Annotated in this window: 17 protein-coding genes; 1 reads left to right on the forward strand and 16 read right to left on the reverse strand. The window is 54.9% G+C overall.

Annotated features, from left to right (window positions below):
* Positions 1 to 134: 134 nt before the first annotated feature.
* From HA48_RS15375 to HA48_RS15450, 16 genes are all read right to left on the reverse strand, one after another.
* Positions 135 to 896, reverse strand: coding sequence for an amino acid ABC transporter ATP-binding protein (locus tag HA48_RS15375; protein ID WP_128602108.1), 762 nt, complete (start codon positions 894 to 896; stop codon positions 135 to 137).
* An 8-nt stretch (positions 897 to 904) separates the two neighbouring features.
* Entirely contained in the window at positions 905 to 2,005 is a 1,101-nt protein-coding gene (locus HA48_RS15380) for an amino acid ABC transporter permease (RefSeq protein ID WP_128602109.1), read from the reverse strand.
* 15 nt (positions 2,006 to 2,020) lie between these two features.
* The gene (locus HA48_RS15385; protein ID WP_128602110.1) at positions 2,021 to 3,199 is read right to left on the reverse strand and encodes an amino acid ABC transporter permease; all 1,179 of its coding nucleotides are present in this window, start codon (positions 3,197 to 3,199) and stop codon (positions 2,021 to 2,023) included.
* Positions 3,200 to 3,265: 66 nt separating this feature from the next.
* A complete protein-coding gene (locus HA48_RS15390) occupies positions 3,266 to 4,291 on the reverse strand; it encodes an amino acid ABC transporter substrate-binding protein (RefSeq protein ID WP_128602111.1) in 1,026 nt (341 codons plus the stop codon).
* 528 nt (positions 4,292 to 4,819) lie between these two features.
* On the reverse strand, positions 4,820 to 5,116 hold the full coding sequence (gene fis / locus HA48_RS15395) for a DNA-binding transcriptional regulator Fis (RefSeq protein WP_003855228.1): 297 nt from the start codon (positions 5,114 to 5,116) through the stop codon (positions 4,820 to 4,822).
* A gap of 24 nt (positions 5,117 to 5,140) precedes the next feature.
* Positions 5,141 to 6,106: a tRNA dihydrouridine synthase DusB gene (dusB, locus tag HA48_RS15400; RefSeq protein WP_128602112.1), complete on the reverse strand. Its 966-nt coding sequence runs from the start codon at positions 6,104 to 6,106 to the stop codon at positions 5,141 to 5,143.
* Positions 6,107 to 6,417: 311 nt separating this feature from the next.
* Positions 6,418 to 7,146 carry a carbonic anhydrase gene (locus HA48_RS15405; RefSeq protein WP_128602113.1) on the reverse strand — a complete coding sequence of 243 codons (729 nt, stop codon included), beginning with the start codon at positions 7,144 to 7,146 and terminating at the stop codon, positions 6,418 to 6,420.
* A 179-nt stretch (positions 7,147 to 7,325) separates the two neighbouring features.
* The gene (gene prmA, locus HA48_RS15410; RefSeq protein WP_128602114.1) at positions 7,326 to 8,207 is read right to left on the reverse strand and encodes a 50S ribosomal protein L11 methyltransferase; all 882 of its coding nucleotides are present in this window, start codon (positions 8,205 to 8,207) and stop codon (positions 7,326 to 7,328) included.
* An 11-nt stretch (positions 8,208 to 8,218) separates the two neighbouring features.
* Complete coding sequence (gene panF, locus HA48_RS15415) at positions 8,219 to 9,664, reverse strand: sodium/pantothenate symporter (RefSeq protein ID WP_128602115.1); 1,446 nt, start codon at positions 9,662 to 9,664, stop codon at positions 8,219 to 8,221.
* Entirely contained in the window at positions 9,654 to 9,896 is a 243-nt protein-coding gene (locus HA48_RS15420; RefSeq protein ID WP_128602116.1) for a YhdT family protein, read from the reverse strand. The genes panF and HA48_RS15420 overlap by 11 nt, the downstream gene beginning before the upstream one ends.
* Positions 9,897 to 9,967: 71 nt before the next feature.
* On the reverse strand, positions 9,968 to 11,317 hold the full coding sequence (gene accC, locus HA48_RS15425; RefSeq protein WP_128602117.1) for an acetyl-CoA carboxylase biotin carboxylase subunit: 1,350 nt from the start codon (positions 11,315 to 11,317) through the stop codon (positions 9,968 to 9,970).
* Positions 11,318 to 11,328: 11 nt separating this feature from the next.
* Positions 11,329 to 11,799 (reverse strand): acetyl-CoA carboxylase biotin carboxyl carrier protein, encoded by a 471-nt coding sequence (accB, locus tag HA48_RS15430; protein ID WP_128602118.1) that lies wholly within the window; start codon positions 11,797 to 11,799, stop codon positions 11,329 to 11,331.
* Between the two features lie 21 nt (positions 11,800 to 11,820).
* Positions 11,821 to 12,273 (reverse strand): type II 3-dehydroquinate dehydratase, encoded by a 453-nt coding sequence (gene aroQ, locus HA48_RS15435; RefSeq protein WP_128602119.1) that lies wholly within the window; start codon positions 12,271 to 12,273, stop codon positions 11,821 to 11,823.
* 232 nt (positions 12,274 to 12,505) lie between these two features.
* Positions 12,506 to 13,108: a protein-methionine-sulfoxide reductase heme-binding subunit MsrQ gene (gene msrQ, locus HA48_RS15440; RefSeq protein ID WP_128602120.1), complete on the reverse strand. Its 603-nt coding sequence runs from the start codon at positions 13,106 to 13,108 to the stop codon at positions 12,506 to 12,508.
* Positions 13,109 to 14,113: a protein-methionine-sulfoxide reductase catalytic subunit MsrP gene (gene msrP, locus HA48_RS15445; RefSeq protein WP_128602121.1), complete on the reverse strand. Its 1,005-nt coding sequence runs from the start codon at positions 14,111 to 14,113 to the stop codon at positions 13,109 to 13,111. It lies immediately after the preceding gene.
* Between the two features lie 30 nt (positions 14,114 to 14,143).
* A complete protein-coding gene (locus HA48_RS15450) occupies positions 14,144 to 14,380 on the reverse strand; it encodes a hypothetical protein (RefSeq protein ID WP_128602122.1) in 237 nt (78 codons plus the stop codon).
* Positions 14,381 to 14,411: 31 nt separating this feature from the next.
* Between HA48_RS15450 and csrD the strand changes: the two genes are divergently transcribed.
* Entirely contained in the window at positions 14,412 to 16,358 is a 1,947-nt protein-coding gene (gene csrD, locus HA48_RS15455) for an RNase E specificity factor CsrD (RefSeq protein ID WP_128602123.1), read from the forward strand.
* The last annotated feature ends 212 nt before the right edge of the window (positions 16,359 to 16,570 follow it).

Genomic DNA, 16,570 nt, shown 5'->3' on the forward strand with positions numbered 1-16,570 from the left:
CACGAAAGCCCTGAACATCTGTTCAGGGCTTTTTTGTATCTGCAGTTCTGCATTGTGTTATCTCTCATGGCCTGCGAAGGGTCATAAAAAAAGCCTCTGCCATACTGCACAGAGGCCTCTGTTAGTTTTTAAAGTTAATGAATAACCTGCGAAAGGAATGCTCGCGTACGTTCCGACTGCGGATTAGCGAAGAACTGTTCTGGCGGTGCCATCTCTACAATTTCACCGCGATCCATAAAGATCACCCGATCGGCAACGGTACGCGCAAAGCCCATCTCATGGGTTACACACAGCATTGTCATGCCATCTTCTGCCAGACCAATCATGGTATCGAGCACTTCTTTCACCATTTCCGGATCAAGCGCTGAAGTGGGTTCATCAAACAGCATGATTTTAGGCTTCATACACAGCGACCGTGCAATGGCTACGCGCTGCTGCTGCCCTCCGGAAAGCTGGCCGGGAAACTTATGCGCATGCTCGGCAATACGTACGCGCTCCAGATAGTGCATCGCCAGGGCTTCCGCTTCCTTTTTTGGCATCTTGCGCACCCACACAGGGGCCAGCGTACAGTTTTGCAATACGGTCAGGTGCGGGAATAAATTGAAGTGCTGAAACACCATGCCGACTTCAGTACGCACGCGCTCAATGTTACGCACGTCATCATTCAGATGAATACCATCAACCACGATACGCCCCTGCTGATGCTCTTCCAGATGGTTGATACAGCGAATCGTGGTCGATTTTCCGGAGCCAGAAGGCCCGCACAACACGATACGTTCGCGTGGTTTCACCTGTAAATTAATATCTTTAAGCACGTGAAATTGCCCGTACCATTTATTCACGTTTTCGAGCGAAATCATCATAGCGTTAGCCGCATTTGTCATTGCTTGTGTCATATAAAACCTCAGTGCGATTTACGCCCGGTATGGAAGCGCTTCTCCAGATACTGGCTGTAGCGCGACATGCTAAAACAGAAAATCCAGTAGACCAGCGCGGCAAACACATAGCCCTCTGTCGACATGCCCAGCCAGGCGGGATCGACGGTGGCTTGCTGTACGCTACTGAACAGATCAAACAGGCCGATAATGATCACCAGACTGGTATCTTTAAACAGCGCAATAATCGTGTTGACGAGACCGGGTATAGTCAGCTTGAGCGCCTGCGGTAAAATCACCAGCGCCTGCGTTTTCCAGTAGCCAAGAGCCAGGGATTCAGCGGCTTCATACTGTCCTTTTGGCAGGGCCTGCAGACCGCCGCGCACCACTTCAGCAACGTATGCTGACTGGAAAAGAATTACCCCGACCAGCGCCCGCACCAGTTTGTCGATGGTGGTACCCTCGGCCATAAACAGCGGCAGCATCACCGATGACATAAACAGCACCGTGATCAGCGGTACCCCGCGCCAGAACTCAATAAAAATCACCGATAATGTGCGTACGACAGGCATTTTTGAACGCCGCCCGAGCGCGAGCAAAATGCCCAGCGGCAGCGCGCCGGCAATTCCGACGGAAGCGATAATCAGCGTTAGCGTCAGGCCACCCCACTGGCGGGTCTCCACGCGTTCCAGTCCGAAGTAGCCGCCATACATCAGCAACCAGACAGCGATTGGATAGATCACTGCCCAGCAGGCGATATAACGGCCACGGCGCGGCATCGATTTAATGAACATGGGTATGATCGACAGTAAGCCGATCACCAGCGCCAGATTTATACGCCAGCGCAGCTCATGAGGATAAAGCCCATACATAAACTGGCCAAAGCGGGCGTGGATAAACACCCAGCATGCGCCCTCTTTGGTGCAGTCAGCCCGGGTTTCACCTATCCAGTTTGCCTGAAAGATAAGCCAGTTAAGGGCGGGCGGAATCACGCTCCAGATAATCCACAGGCTGAACAGCGTGAGCAGCGTGTTAAGCCAGCTGGAGAAAAGATTTTTGCGCACCCAAAGCCAGACCTTGTTCAGCGGATTATTGGCCACCGGGGGTGTTTCGTGTGTGGTCACAGACATAATGTTCCCGTTCTCTTATCGCTCAACCAGCGCAATTTTGCGGTTATAGAGGTTCATCAGTAATGAAATGGTAAAACTGATAATCAGGTAAACCGCCATGGTTATCGCAATCGTTTCAATCGCCTGCCCGGTCTGGTTCAACACCGTGCCTGCAAACAATGACACCATATCCGGATAGCCAATGGCCGCTGCCAGCGAGGAGTTCTTAACGATATTAAGATACTGGCTGGTAAGCGGCGGAATAATGACGCGCATCGCCTGGGGGATAATGACCTGGCGCAGCGTTACCGGGTGAGGTAAGCCGAGAGAACGCGCTGCTTCACTTTGGCCGTGCGGCACGGACTGAATGCCGGCGCGAATCACCTCTGCAATAAATGAAGAGGTATAGATCGATAAAGCCACCGTTAGCGCAGCCAGCTCCGGAATCATGACGAAGCCACCACGGAAATTAAAACCGCGCAGTTCCGGCACATCCCAGTGCGTTGCCGCCCCGAAAAGCGTATGCGCAATCAAAGGCAGCAGCACGATCAAGCCGGCTGCAACAGGCCAGGTACGACGCAGCTCTCCGGTTTTCAGCTGATGTTTACGGTTGAAGCGGAAGAGAGCCAGGCTGCCAGCTATCGCCAGCACCAGCGCGATGATGAACGGCCAGGTACCCGGGGCATAGCCGGGCCACGGCATATACAGGCCGCGGTTACTGACAAAAGCCAGATCGAAAGCGTTCAGTGCCTGGCGCGGGCCTGGCAGGTTACGCAGCACGGCAAAGTACCAGAAGAAGATCTGCAGCAGCGGTGGAATATTACGGAACGTCTCAATATAAATTGTCGATAGTTTACGCAGCAGCCAGTTATCGGATAAACGTGCCAGGCCGATAGCGAAGCCGAGGATTGATGCAAACACGATACAAAGCGCAGATACCAGCAGGGTATTGGTTAACCCCACCATAAATACGCGTGCGTAGGTGTCGCCCTCGGTGTAATCAATCAGATGCTGAACGATGCCGAAACCGGCGCTGCGCTCCAGAAAGCCAAAGCCGGAAGTAATGCCGCGATTAGCAAGATTGATCACTGTGTTGTGGATGAGATAACCCACTACAGCGACCACTGCCACAATCGCGAGAATCTGGTAAAGCCAGGCGCGAACCGTAGGATTACCGAATGAAAAATCCCTTTTTACGGTTGGGCGTTGCGACATGTTGAAACCTCAGTGAAGAATACGCGTGGGCACCGCAGAAAGCGGTGCCCGACTGGCAGAAAAACCTTAGCGAACCGGTGGTGCGTACTGAATGCCCCCTTGATTCCAGAGCGCATTCTGGCCGCGCGCGATTTTCAGCGCGCTATCTTTACCCACATTGCGATCGAACACTTCCTGATAGTTACCCACCTGTTTAATGATGTTGTAAGCCCACTTATTATCCAGCTTGAGATCTTTACCGAAGTCGCCTTCTGCACCCAGCAGGTGCGCCATATCTGGCGTGGTAGGTTTCGCCACCATGTCATCCACATTCTTCGAGCTGATTCCCATCTCTTCCGCATTCAGCATGGCGTACAGGGACCATTTCACGATGGTGAACCAGTCATCATCACCGCGACGCACCACCGGGCCCAGCGGCTCTTTTGAGATCACTTCCGGCAGGACAATAAACTCTTCTGGCTTACCAAGCTTGATACGCAGGGCATAAAGCTGTGACTGATCGGAGGCGAGGGTATCGCAACGGCCGCTGTCCAGCGCCTTCGCAGATTCGTCAGAACGGTCAAAGGTGACCGGCGTATATTGCATTTTATGGGTTTTGAAGTAGTCCGCGACGTTCAGCTCGGTATCGGTACCGGCCTGGATACATACGGTGGCCCCATCCAGCTCTTTGGCGCTTTTCAGGCCCGCTTTCTGATGCGTCAGGAAGCCAATGCCGTCGTAGTAGTTCACACCGGCGAACAGGAAGCCCATGCCGCCGTCGCGCGAGGAGGTCCAGGTGGTATTACGCGAGAGGATATCCACTTCACCCGACTGCAGGGCAGTGAAGCGCTCTTTGGCCGTCAGCGGGGTATATTTTACTTTTGTGGCGTCACCAAAAACGGCGGCCGCTGCAGCGCGGCAGACATCGACGTCGATACCGGTAAATTTACCGCTGGCATCAGCATAGGAGAACCCCGGTAAACCATCGCTGATACCACACTGCACAAACCCTTTCTTCTTAATGGCATCCAGCGTTGTGCCGGCATGCGCTTGTTGGGCAACGGCAAACAGCGAGGCTGCAGCGACCAGAGTGGAAAGCATCATCTTTTTCATAAAGCATCCTGTGTGGCGATATCGTGTGTTGTTATGTTTGCGCGCACTTTACTGTGCGCTTATCTCTTTCTATGGCCTGAGCCATCCACAACTCTGCAAAGCTGATGCCAGGTTTACAGAATCCTGAATTCACCGGAAATATCTGCTCACAAGCAGAAGTATCCGGAAAGTCACGGCTACTATCGCGCACCAAAAGGCGGCATGACGAGTCGCCACGATCACAAATAGTGCAAAAAGTTTCACTATATGGAAGCAGTGTGAGCTAACGCTCATGGAAGGGATGTATAGCAGGGCAGGTTTACCGCTGAACCGGTTCAGGATCACGGCCATTGGGGGAACAGAGTGCAACAAAAGTCAAATCGCGCCCGATATCAGGGCAATTTCAGGCGCTAAGAGAGGCGGGAAATCACGCAGGGAATTGCAACTATCGTTACCATTTTGACGACAATTGTTTCATGCGTTGCTATGCATCAGACGCACAAACAAAAACGCCAGCCCTAAGGCTGGCGTTATCGCAGCAACGAACAATTAGTTCATGCCGTATTTTTTCAGCTTCTTACGCAGAGTACCACGGTTGATACCCATCATCAGGGCTGCACGGGTCTGGTTGCCACGGGTATACTGCATCACCATGTCCAACAGAGGCTGCTCGACTTCAGCCAGTACCAGCTCATACAGGTCACTCACATCCTGACCGTTCAGTTGAGCAAAATAGTTCTTCAGTGCCTGTTTAACCGAATCACGCAGAGGCTTTTGCGTCACCTGATCCTGTGAGTTAACGGTAGAAACGGTCAGTACGTCAGAATTTACGCGTTGTTCGAACATAGTTCTTTCAGCTCTTTATTTCGTTTACGCAAGATTTTCGAAGTATGCCTCCAACGCCTCCAGCTGTTCGCTGGCATCCTCTATGGCGTTGAATGTGCGCCGAAACTGGTCGTCAGGAGCACTTTCCTGTAAATACCAGGAAACGTGTTTTCGGGCAATACGGTATCCTTTGCGCTGACCGTAAAAGTCGTGCAGCTCCCGTATGTGTCCAATCAGCATATGCTTCACTTCAGCCAGCGGCTTCGGTGCCAGCAGCTCCCCTGTGTCCAGATAATGCTGGATTTCCCGGAAGATCCACGGTCTTCCCTGAGCAGCGCGACCAACCATCAGAGCATCGGCTCCGGTATAGTCGAGCACCGCTCTGGCTTTGTGCGGGTCAGTAATGTCACCATTCGCGATAACCGGAATGGTGACGCTCTGCTTAACTGTCCGAATGCTGTCGTATTCAGCATGCCCTTCAAACAAACAGGCGCGCGTGCGGCCATGAATGGTCAGAGCCTGAATGCCACAGCGTTCAGCCAATTGGGCAATCTCTACACAATTACGATTTTCTTTGTCCCAGCCGGTGCGAATCTTCAGCGTAACCGGTACATCCACTGCGTTCACCACCGCACGGAGGATAGACTCCACCAGTTGCGGGTGCTGCAGCAGCGCTGAGCCAGCCATCTTACGATTCACTTTTTTAGCCGGGCAGCCCATATTGATATCGATAACCTGCGCGCCTGACGCCACATTAATGCGCGCGGCGGCAGCCATCTCATCAGGATCGCAACCGGCAATCTGCACGGCACGAATCCCGGGCTCGTCACTATGCACCATACGCAACCGCGATTTGTCACTGGCCCAAACTTCCGGGTTTGATGACAGCATCTCGGAGACAGTCATGCCGGCGCCGTTCTCGTAACATAGCGTGCGAAATGGCTTATCGGAAACTCCGGCCATAGGTGCAGCAATGAGTCGATTACGTAGCTGATGGTGTCCAATGCGCATGAAAAAGAAGTGACCCTAACTGTTCGCAAGGCGGCGTATATTACGCATTTTTTCAGGAAGATGAAAGGCCAAACTTTGAACAATGCGCCGTAAAAAAGCAGGGGAATCAGGGTCACAGAGCGGGCTTTTAGCAATACTCTTTATAATTCAGTTAATTAAAAAAATACGCCGAAATTGTGACCAAACGTTTTTCTAAAAATATGCGCGAAATCACAATATAAAAAACGCCACTTCCCTCAATTAACCAGAGAAATGGCGGTATCCAGGCGAAAAAGCGACCTGTTTTTATCAGGTTGCTGGTGGAGATTGCATCACTCGACAACCAGACGGCCATACAGCGGCTGAACAGGACGGCTGTTGCCCTGTGCACCCAGTGCCACACTAAAAGCCTGTAGCTGCGCTGCAGAAGCTGATACAGGTTGCTTCATCACCAGCCAGCGCACGCCTTCGCTACAGGGCGGTGTCGTCAGTGAACCGCTAAAGCGGAAGTAGTGGCGATCGACAGGCAGCAGTGACGTGATGTCTACATCCTCCTGCAGCGTGGCGGACTGATCAACCTGCGCGGGCAGCGCATCAAGCAGTGTACCCAGCACCGGATTCGCGCTTCCCGTGACAAACATCACCCCAATTACAGCCAGCTGCTGCTGCTGATTACTGAAAACAAAATGGCCCTCAAGCGGATAGCGTTTGCCATCAATCAGATTCTCGCTCGGGGTATGGAAATGAAACTGTTTGAGCGTGAAGGTCTCGTCATCCAGTTTCAGCGTATCACCTTGCTGCAGATTGACCTGCACAGTATGGCCATTATTAACAATCGCTGCCTGGCGCGCCTGCAGCTCCAGCGCCAGCGCAGGCAGCCTGGCGTAAACTGCCTGACGGATATCAATGGGTGACTGGTTCACGCCCTGTTTGCAAAGGTGGAAATCCGGAGAGAGATCGCCCCAGTGTTGGGGTTGCGCGTAATCCCAGGCGGCAGCCTGAACGTGAGCATAAGGCGCCGCTGCCAGGAGCAGGGCGAACAAAGAGTGTTTGATTTTCATTATCACGATTCACTAAGCGATTTATCATTGTCAGGCACCGCATGGGGCACCGGTAACAGGGATAGCGCTATCGCCTGGGGCAGGAGTGTAATGATTCGAGTGTAAAGAAACGGCAGAGCAGGTTTTTTGAGACAGGTCTCGGGTGGGCTGCGGCCAGCATGGGCTGACCGCAGTAAAGCTTAGCGGCGCACGCCGGTGATGCGGCACCACTCCTCTTTCTCCGCCACGGCATCCAGCGCAAAGCGATCCGCATAAGCTTCACATACCGCTTCTGCCTGGCTGGCCAGCACGCCTGACAACCCGAGATGGCCACCGGATTTAGGCAGCACGCTAATCAGCGGCGCCAGTTCACGCAGTGGGCCTGCCAGGATATTCGCCACCACGACATCCGCCTGCAGATTGTCGGGTTGCTGATGCGGCAGATAGAGCGAGAGACGATCGGCCACGCCATTACGCTCGGCGTTATCGCGGCTGGCCTGGATCGCCTGCGGATCGATATCGATGCCGATCGCCTGCGCAGCCCCCAGCTTCAGGGCAGCAATGGCGAGGATCCCCGAACCGCAGCCGAAATCGATCACGGTTTTGCCCTGCAGATCGAGGCCGTCCAACCAGCTCAGGCACAGCGACGTCGTCGGATGCGTGCCGGTGCCAAAGGCCAGGCCGGGATCCAGCATCACATTGACTGCATCCGGATCGGGCACATCCCGCCAGCTCGGACAGATCCACAGACGCTCACCGAAACGCATCGGGTGGAAGTTATCCATCCACTCGCGCTCCCAGTCTTTATCTTCGATCTGCTCGATCTTATGGCGAAACGCTGATCCCAGCAGCGGGTGCTGGCTCAGCATCGCCACTACGTCATCCATATCGGTTTCGGCGTCAAACAGCCCAATTACATCGGTATCGCCCCACAGGCGGGTTTCACCCGGCAGCGGTTCATAGACCGGGTTATCGTGCGTATCCTGAAAGGTAACGGAAACAGCACCTGCATCCATCAGCGCATCGCTGAGGGTTTCGGCGTGCTCGCCGGTGCTGTTAATTTTAATTTGAATCCATGGCATAGCGGTTCTCTTTATTCCAGTGCAGCGTCGCGCGCGTCAGGCGAGCTGCCAAACAAATTGCCTGCCAGGAAGGCCAGCAGACTTAAGATCAAAGACGGTACGATAGGGTGGAAACCCCAGGGTTCAATGTGCAGACCGGCAAGCAGCGTATAGCAGCCAGCACCTGCCAGCATGCCGCTGAGGGCACCGGCGGCATTAGCGCGCTCCCAATACAGCCCCAGCACCAGCGGCCACAGGAATACCGCTTCCAGGCCACCAAACGCCAGCAGGTTCAGCCAGATAATCATATCCGGCGGATTCCACGCCGCCAGCAGCAGTAGCAGACCGAGCACAAAGGTAATCGTGCCTGAAATCATCCGCAGACGTGCTTCGTTCTCGCTGTGCTGCGGCGCAATACGCAGGTAGAGATCTTTGATCAGCGTAGCGGAGGATTGCAGCAGCTGCGCATTTATCGTGGACATGATCGCCGCCATCGGCGCAGCGAGAAAGATCCCCGCCGCCATCGGTGGCAGTACGGTGATCATTAGCGTAGGGATCACCCGGTCCGGAATGGTCAGGTCGGGGATAATCGCCCGGCCCAGTGCACCCGCCAGATGCATACCCAGCATCAGCACCACCACCACGATTGTGCCCAGCACAATGCCACGATGCATCGCTTTACTGTCTTTATAGGAGATACAGCGCACCGCCGTGTGCGGCAGGCCGATCACCCCGAAACAGACCAGCACCGCGAACGAGCTAAGGAAAGTCGGGTTGATTACATTGCCTACGCCTTCCGGCGAGACCAGCTGTGGATCGATTGTGCGCAATTTGGTCACGGCCGTCTCCAGACCGCCGGCCTGATGGATCACCGCAAACAGCAGCAGAAAAGTGCCCACCAGCATCACCAGTCCCTGCATCGCGTCGTTAAGCACGCTGGCACGAAAGCCGCCAAAGGCGGTATACAGCGCGATGGTACCGCCAAAAATCAGCAGGCCGGTATCGTAAGGGATGCCGGCCGCAGTTTCGAGCAGACGCGCGCCGCCAATGAACTGCACCGTCATCGCACCGATAAATGCCACCAACAGGGCGATACTCGCCAGCCAGATCAGCAGCGGACTGCGATAGCGGCCATACAGCATGTCGTTAAGGGTCACCGCATTGTAGCGGCGCGCCAGAATAGCGAACTTTTTCCCCAACACGCCCAGCGACAGCCACACGGCAGGCACCTGAATCATCGCCAGCAATACCCAGCCAAGACCATATTTATAGGCTGCACCGGGCCCGCCGATAAACGAACTGGCGCTGATATAGGTGGTGGTGATAGTCATGGCGAGCACAAATCCGCCCATGGAGCGGCTGCCCAGAAAATATTCGGTGAGGAAGTTGCCCTGGCGCTGTTTGCGCATGGCAAACACCGAAAGCCCGGCGATCAACACCAGATACGCCAGCAGAGGCAGAATGATTTCAGTTTCCATCGCGATCCTCCAGCGACATATCGCGGAACACCACACGCACCATCAGCCCGCACAGGCCGATAAACAGCAGGGGAACAAACACGCAGGAGAGCTCAAACCACAGCGGCAAACCGGTTATCCCGCTTTGGGTGCCACCAAGCCAGGCAGAAACGCCCCACACGGCAAGATACGCCAGCGTCAGATATAACGACCAGCGCGCCTCTTTGTTCGCTTGTAAAAAACGCCCATCCATTATGCAACCTCAAAGGTAACAAAAATGAAAAAGGCCGGATTAACCGGCCTCTGCATGACTCTGCGCTACGCTTACTTCTCGTGCAGGCCGAGTTTTTTCTCCAGATAGTGGATGTTGGTGCCACCCTGCTGGAAGTTTTCGTCGGACATGATTTTCATCTGCAGCTCGACGTTAGTCTTAATGCCGTCGATGATCAGCTCCGCCAGCGCATTTTTCATGCGCGAGATCGCCACATCACGGTTTTCACCGTAGGTGATCAGCTTGCCAATCATGGAATCATAATACGGCGGCACGCTGTAGCCGGCGTAGATATGCGATTCCCAGCGCACGCCAAAACCGCCTGGCGCGTGGAAACGGGTAATCTTGCCCGGGCTTGGCAGGAAGGTGTTCGGATCTTCGGCGTTGATACGACACTCAACCGCATGACCGCGTACAATCACGTCTTCCTGTTTGATCGACAGCGGCTGACCGGCAGCAATACGCAGCTGCTCTTTGATCAGATCCACGCCGGTGATCATCTCGGTAACCGGATGCTCAACCTGAATACGGGTGTTCATCTCAATGAAGTAGAACTCACCGTTTTCGTACAGGAATTCGAACGTACCCGCACCGCGATAGCCAATCTCAACACACGCGTTAGAGCAGCGCTCGCCGATATAGCGACGCAGTTCCGGCGTGATGCCTGGCGCAGGCGCTTCTTCGACCACTTTCTGGTGACGACGCTGCATTGAGCAGTCACGTTCTGCCAGATAGATGGCGTTGCCCTGGCCGTCGGCCAGCACCTGAATCTCGATATGGCGTGGGTTCTCGAGGAATTTCTCCATGTAGACCATGTCGTTATTGAAAGCCGCTTTGGCCTCCGCTTTCGTCATGCCAATGGATTGCTCAAGATCCTTCTCGTTGCGTACGACACGCATACCGCGACCGCCGCCGCCGCCGGAGGCTTTAATAATGACCGGATAGCCGATGCGCTTCGCGATGGCACGGTTTTTATCCATGTCCTCGGTCAGCGAGCCGTCGGAGCCCGGTACGGTTGGTACACCCGCTTTCTTCATCGCGGTAATCGCAGACACTTTGTCACCCATCAGGCGAATGGTGTCGGCTTTTGGACCGATGAAGATAAAGCCGGAGCGCTCAACCTGCTCGGCAAAATCGGCGTTCTCAGAGAGGAAGCCGTAACCCGGGTGGATCGCAACTGCGCCGGTAATTTCGGCAGCAGAGATCAGGGCCGGGATATTCAGATAACTTTTGACCGACTGCGCCGGGCCGATGCAGACAGTTTCGTCTGCCAGCAGCACGTGCTTCAGGTCGCGGTCTGCCGTGGAGTGTACCGCAACAGTCTTGATGCCCAGCTCTTTGCAGGCACGCAGAATGCGCAGGGCGATCTCACCACGGTTAGCAATGACAATTTTATCCAGCATGCTTCGCCTCGTTATTCGATGACGACCAGCGGCTCGTCAAATTCAACCGGTTGGCCGCTTTCCACCAGGATCGCCTTCACAACGCCGGATTTATCGGCTTCGATCTGGTTCATCATTTTCATCGCTTCAACGATGCACAGGGTATCGCCCGCGTTGACCTTCTGGCCCACTTCCACGAAGGCTTTCGCGTCCGGGCTTGGGGTGCGATAGAAGGTACCGACCATCGGTGAACGCACGATATGACCGCTCATTTCTGGTTTTGCCGCTTCAACAGGTGCGGCTGCCGGCGCGACTGCCGCTGCCAGCGCAGGTTGCTGCTGCTGCATCATTGGCGCAGCATAAGCCTGCTGCATAACCGGATAACCCATGCTGGCAGGTGAACGGCTGATACGAACGGACTCTTCACCTTCGGAGATCTCCAGCTCTGCGATGCCGGACTCTTCAACCAGTTCGATCAGTTTTTTAATTTTACGAATATCCATGAGTGTGGTTCCGTACTCTGTTTAATTGGAATGTGACAGGCGTTTTACTGCCGTTTGTAAAGCCCACGAGTATCCATCTGCGCCAAGTCCACAGATGACGCCGGTGGATACATCGGAAAGATAGGAGTGATGTCGGAACGGTTCGCGTGCATGCACATTAGAGAGATGCACCTCAATAAAGGGAATGCTTACCGCCAACAGGGCATCACGCAGCGCAACGCTGGTATGCGTGAACGCAGCCGGGTTGATAATGATGTAGTCCACATTGCCACGGGCTTCATGGATACGATCAATCAGCTGGAACTCTGCGTTCGATTGCAAATGACTCAATTTCACATGGTGCTGATCGGCCTGCTGCGTCAGATCGCTGACAATCTGCGCCAGCGTAGTGTGACCATACTTGTCAGGCTCGCGCGTACCCAGCAGGTTCAGGTTGGGTCCGTTCAACAGCAGTATGTGAAATTTGTGCGCCATCTTGCGGCTATCTCCTGCAATCAGTGAGGCATCGCGTAAAATACCGCGACATCCTTCATTTGTCACTCTTCAGAGTGAAAAAGAAGACTTCGCTTGCAATAAAGCCGGGCATTATATCCGTTTCGAGGCAATTCGCAGCAAAATACTGGTCTTATCTGCGAAGTTGATCCGGAGCGGCCCGAAGGCCACACGTTTTAACAGAAATCGCAGCAGGAACACAACCGCAGAGAAGTTATCGGGAGAAGAGTCTGCGTAACTTATTGTAACGCCAGCCTAACAGCACCAGCGCTAACAGCGCATAAATCCACGGCTGCGGTGAAAAGACTTTTACTGACCACAAATAGTGTATCGGCGCGAGGATCGCCACCAGATAGATACCGTTATGCAGGGTTTGCCAGCGCCGGCCGAGTTTGCGCTGCGCGCGTTGAAAAGAGGTGATGGCAAGCGCAAACAGCACCACCCAGCTGATCATCCCCAGTAACAGATAAGGTCGCGACAGGATTTCGCTGCCCAGCAAGCGCAGATGATCGTAGCCCAGCTCCAGCAGGTAGTAACTGGTGAGGTGCAAACTGGCCCAGGCAAAACACCATACGCCAAGCAGGCGGCGGGTGCGGATCAGCAGCGGCTGTTTCAGGTAGCGCGTCAGCGGGCTAACCAGCAGCGTGGCGAGCAGCAACTTAAGCGCCATTCTGCCGGTAAAGTGCTGGATATCTTTCGCCGGATCGGCGCTCAGCCAGCCCTGAATGGCTGCCATAAACAGATAAACCAGCGGCAGAAAGGCCGCCAGATGCAGTACCACTTTGAGTACAGTAATATGGCGAAGGGTCAGGCGCACTCAATAGTTCTCCCGTAAATCGAGGCCGCGATAGAGCGAAGCCACCTCTTTGGCGTAACCGTTAAACAGCAGCGTAGGCTGGCGCTCGACGTTGAGAATACCGCCTGAGCCAATAAAGCGCTCCGTGGCCTGCGACCAGCGTGGATGATTCACATGCGGATTAACGTTAGCGTAGAAGCCGTACTCATTGGCCGCGATCTGGCTCCAGGTCGTCGGTGGGCGATCGTGCGTCAGGGTGATTTTAACGATCGATTTAATGCCCTTAAAACCGTATTTCCACGGCACCGTCAGGCGGATGGGGGCGCCATTTTGCGGTGGCAGCGCTTTGCCGTAGACACCGGTGCTCAGGAGCGTGAGCGGGTGCATCGCTTCATCCAGCCGCAGACCTTCCACATAAGGGTAGTCCAGCCCTCCGCCGATAAAGCGATCCTTCTGGCCCGGCATCTGATCAGGCGCATAGAGCGTCTGGAAGGCAACGTAACGCGCATTGCTGGTGGGCTCAGCCAGCTTCAGCAGTTTATTCAGTTCAAAACCTACCCATGGAATGACCATCGACCACGCTTCGACGCAGCGCATCCGATAAATACGCTGCTCCATGGCAAAGCGTTTAAAGATGTCATCCATATCCAGCGTCAGCGGTTTGGCGACTTCCCCTTCAATACGCAGCTGCCACGGATCGGTTTTGAGCGTGCCGGCGTTGGCGGCCGGGTCGGCTTTATCGAGGCCGAATTCATAGAAGTTGTTGTAGCCGGACACTTTATCAAAGGGCGTCAGCGGTAAATCAGCCTGCCAGGCGGCCGGTTTGGTAAATTGCAGATCGCGCCCGGCCGGCGCTGGCGGACGGTCATTGCCTTTAAACCAGCTCAGCACGTCGGCCTGCGCAGCGCCAGGCAGCGCAGCGGCTGCGGCACCCAGCCCCAGTGCTTTCAGTACCTGACGGCGGCGCAGAGCAAAGATGCTTTCCGGTGTAACATCAGCTTCGGTAAGAGGGCGATTGAACTTCATGGTGTTCTCCGGCGAATAAAGTAACTGCGTTCAGCATGCTAAAGTGCCGCCCGTCATGCCATTTTCGCGGGCAAAATATGAAATTTCCTGGCTCATACGCTCTGTTGAGAATAGGCCGAAAAAGCCGGAGCGAAAGTCAGTGGCGCAATCTTTACCGTTATACTCGCGCTTCGGCAATATTGCTGCCGGGATGGCGCTGATCTGCACGGTTATTTGTGATATTTTGCTCAGGTTTGCGCCATCAGGGCTGGCGCGGACGGCTGACACCGTTCATAACCGCAGTGATACAGGCACAGGGATGCGATTAACAACTAAGTTTTCTGCGTTTATTACATTATTAAGCTTGCTGGCGATGTTACTCATGCTGGTAGGCTGCGCTTTTAGTTTTATCTGGCTTTCGCAGCAGCGCGTGGAAAATCGCGTACAGACGCTGGCGACCGAGGTAGACAGAGCGCTGGCGACGCAATCGCCGCAGTCGCTGGCACAATGGCTGACGCGTCTGATGCCCGTAATCAACGCGGAGCAAATTGAGCTGCACAATGGCAACAGCACCATTTTCCAGCTGGCCCGCCATGAAAATCCAATGCTGGAGGATGAGCCAAACCGCTTTATCCAGTTCGACATTCCGCTGATGCACGGGCCCGGCCTCTCACTGCGCGTAGTAGTACTTGATCCCGCTAAAACCTGGTTTCGCTCTTTTACCGGCGCTTATACGCTGGTCGTGCTTCTGACCGTGGTGGCGATTATGTCGGCGCTGCTGGTGATGACGCACCGCTGGCTCAACCGGCGCTGGCAGCACATGGAGCGGCTGGAGGCGCGCGCCGAGCGTATTCTGGCTGGCGATCGCATACCGCGCAGCGACGCGGTGGCGGAGTGGCCGCCCAAAGCCAGTCGTGCCATTGATACTTTGCTCAGCGATCTTCAGGAAGCCGGCGAACAGCGGCTGCGTATCGATACCTTGATCCGTACGTTTGCCGCACAGGATTCGCGCACCGGGCTAAACAACCGCCTGTTCTTTGATAACCAACTGGCCACGCTACTGGAGGATCAGGAAGATGTGGGTACGCACGGCGTGGTGATGATGGTGCGCCTGCCGGATCTCGATACTCTGCATGAAACCCTCGGCCCGACGCTGGTGGAGGAGTACCTGTTTGATTTGATCAACATGCTCTCTACCTTTGTACTGCGCTATCCCGGTGCGCTGCTGGCGCGCTATTTCCGCAGTGACTTCGCCGTGCTGCTGCCGCACCGTACATTGAAAGAGGCCAACAGCATCGCCGATCAGCTGGTCAACGCCGTGGACTCTCTGCCGCCCATGCGCATGATTGACCGTGACGATCTGATTCACATCGGCATCAGCGCCTGGCACAGCGGGCAGAGCGTGCCGCAGGTCATGGAAGATGTCGAGCTGGCCACGCGCCGTGCTGCGTTGCAGGGCGGCAATAACTGGTCAGTGGGCGAGGGCAACGCGCTGGATATGGGGCGCGGCAGCGTGCGCTGGCGTACCTTGCTGGAAAATACGCTCAACCGCGGCGGCCCGCGTCTGTATCAGAAACCGGCCGTGCTGCTGGACGGGAAGGTTCACCATCGTGAAATGCTGGCGCGCGTGTTTGATGGCGATAAAGAGGTGGTGTCCGGCGAGTTTATGCCGCTGGTGCTGCAGCTGGGGCTGGCAGAAAGCTGGGATCGCCAGCTGGTCACGCGTATTGCTGCGCTCTCTGAAGTGTGGCCGGATGAGACCCTGGCGCTGCCGCTGAACATCGATTCGCTTCTGCAGCGCCCCTTCCAGGTCTGGCTACAAAAACTGCTATTGCAGTGCAATAAATCGCAACGCAGGCGATTTTTATTTGAACTTGCAGAGGCGGATGTCTGTCAACACATCAATCGCTTAATGCCGGTTTTTCGGATGCTGGCGGCATTTGGCTGCCGTATTGCGGTGGATCAGGCCGGATTAACGGTGGTGAGCAGCGCGTATATCAAACAGCTCCCGATTGAGGTGATTAAGCTTGATCCGGGCCTGGTGCGCAACATTGAGCGTCGTACAGAAAATCAGCTGTTTGTGCAGAGTTTGCTGGAGGTATGTACATCCACGCCAACCAGGGTGTTTGCTGCGGGCGTGCGTACGCGCGCCGAATGGCAAACCCTGGCAGGATTAGGGGTGTCAGGCGGTCAGGGCGACTTCTTTGCGCCTTCACTACCGGTCAACAGTAACGTCAAGAAGCACTCACAACGTTACCGTATTTAGCCCTTCGGTAGCGGATCTGCCTGCAGGCAGCCATTTTTCTGCGTCAGGATACGCTCAGCCGGTTCCCCTGGTGGGCGGAAATGTTAGATTTTATGTCGGAATTCACCCGCTCATGCCGGTGAATTTGCGTTTAAAAGTGCCGGTTAGCGCCATTTAACAACGACGGATGCGCAGCGCGCTGACCTGAAAAACGCATCAGCATATTTTTTCAC

This window comes from Pantoea wallisii, from assembly GCF_002095485.1.
Taxonomy (GTDB): Bacteria; Pseudomonadota; Gammaproteobacteria; order Enterobacterales; family Enterobacteriaceae; genus Pantoea; species Pantoea wallisii.